Origin of the sequence: Candidatus Cardinium sp. cBcalN2, assembly GCF_022810445.1 — a bacterium.
GTDB lineage: Bacteria > Bacteroidota > Bacteroidia > Cytophagales > Amoebophilaceae > Cardinium.
The window spans coordinates 1-1768 of the sequence record NZ_JAACGD010000051.1; the positions used below are offsets into that span (position 1 = coordinate 1).

Below are 1768 nucleotides of genomic sequence, written 5' to 3' on the forward strand. Positions count from 1 at the left end.
AGGGTTAAGCTAAGTCAACGTATCTGTTCATGACACTGGTAAAAAATGAATTTTTGAAAGCTACTTTTTTATCAAGAAAAAAGTAACAATAAAAATTTATTTTTTACCAATGTCATGAACAGATACAATTAGTATCTGCTCACGCAATGACCTGAACGTAAGGCTAATATTTTATTGATTTCCAATCCGAAACAATTTTTATACCATTGTTGACTTGATCAAAAAGTGGACCCAAAAAGCCCTCAGCAGTTATTTTATAAGGGGTGTTTTTTGCGTACGTTGCCAGACTGCTCTGGCAAATAGTTCATATTTATTTGCAATTCTATTTATTTTTTCTTAATAATTCATTACAGGTTAATTTCAAGTGGTCAAAAAAATTTCTTTTTTCTATTACGCCCCTACTTCAAACTTTTTGACCCTTATTACAGTGAAGCAGATAAAAGAATATGAATAGCCTATGGCCTGCTTATCTAAGCTATGCTACTGGGTGACCACTACATATAATTTATTAAATATCAATAGCATGAACACATATAGACGCTACAGAGCAAGCCTACTGGCTGGACTATTAATTTTAAATACCCTATCTGCTTGTATCCATACAAGGAAAGAACTGGGTATAGGTGGCCTATCTATATTAGAGAATAGGAGGTATGATAGTAGGTACTGTTCAGGTTTGATAAGAATCTGGAATAGAATGAACCTACCCGGTAAAAGTTTAATGCTGATCTCCTTTGGATCGGGTGCTGTTTTCGTAACGTATTGGCTTAGCTTCCTTATTCCAGATCAGTCAAATGCAATGGGTCCTCATAATGGAAGTCTAATTACCCCCCTACCACCCATCTCAACTGGTAAGACACCTCACAAGCCAGTAAGCAACGTGCCTTCTGACCATTTAGATACAGATACGATCGAGGATATGCTAACAGCAGGTAAAGAAAAATATGGTAATGAGCCATCCACGGATCCAAGTACGACTACCACAAGTACCACCACTGCTACAGCCCCCTTTTACAATCCCGTAACAGTAACAGTACCAGTATCAGATCTTAATCCTACATCGACCGATCCGAGCACGAGTACTATGGCTACTACAACTACTACGACCACTACAGATGCACCTGATAATAAGGTAGCAGATCCTATGGTCTTAAGTGAAAAAATACTGGCAGACATTGGGTCGAATCATTGGTCACTAGACAGGGTAAAGTATTAGGTTGGTAAAGGCGGCCTAAATGCAAAAGATAAAGACGGTCAAACGCTATTGATGCATGCAATAATACGCGCAAGCATAAAAACTTGCGAGTATTTAATAAAAGAGAAAAAAGCAAATGTGAATGCACAATTCAATGATAACATTACAGCCCTAATGATGCTAGTATTAGCTAATCTTGATGATCCTCAAGAACAAGAAGAAAAAGTTAGTCTTCTCATAAACAATGGGGCAGATATATGTATCAAAAATTCGTATGGTGAAGATGTCCGAAGTATGACGAAAGAGTCTAAAATAAATGACAAGCTAAAATCTGCTATTATAGCAAAATTGGATGAAGTAGAGAAAGACAAGCCATGTCAGGAGCACATAACACACTAATCAAGATTAGATTCCAACTAGCTGAGCGATCAATTTCCTCAATTTAAGGATCCTATTTCATGGATTATTGTAGCCGTTCAGCCGACTGGTAAATAATGTATTTTTAACTTACTTTTTTCTTGATAAAAAAGTAACCAAAAAATCAAGCGCTGATGAAAAAAGTGGCTGAAAGCT

Annotated in this window: 1 protein-coding gene and 1 pseudogene; both read left to right on the plus strand. The window is 36.7% G+C overall.

Annotated elements, in window-relative coordinates; translation table 11 throughout:
- Positions 1 to 523 precede the first annotated feature (523 nt).
- A complete protein-coding gene (locus tag MUW74_RS01630) occupies positions 524 to 1216 on the plus strand; it encodes a hypothetical protein (protein ID WP_243517589.1) in 693 nt (230 codons plus the stop codon).
- 27 nt (positions 1217 to 1243) lie between these two features.
- Positions 1244 to 1594, plus strand: a pseudogene (locus MUW74_RS01635) (ankyrin repeat domain-containing protein); the annotation flags it as partial.
- Between the last annotated feature and the right edge of the window lie 174 nt (positions 1595 to 1768).

What these genes read in the sequence shown, in the direction of transcription:
- MUW74_RS01630 (WP_243517589.1), top strand. Translation starts at nt 524, where the DNA reads ATGAACACATATAGACGCTACAGAGCAAGCCTACTGGCTGGACTATTA.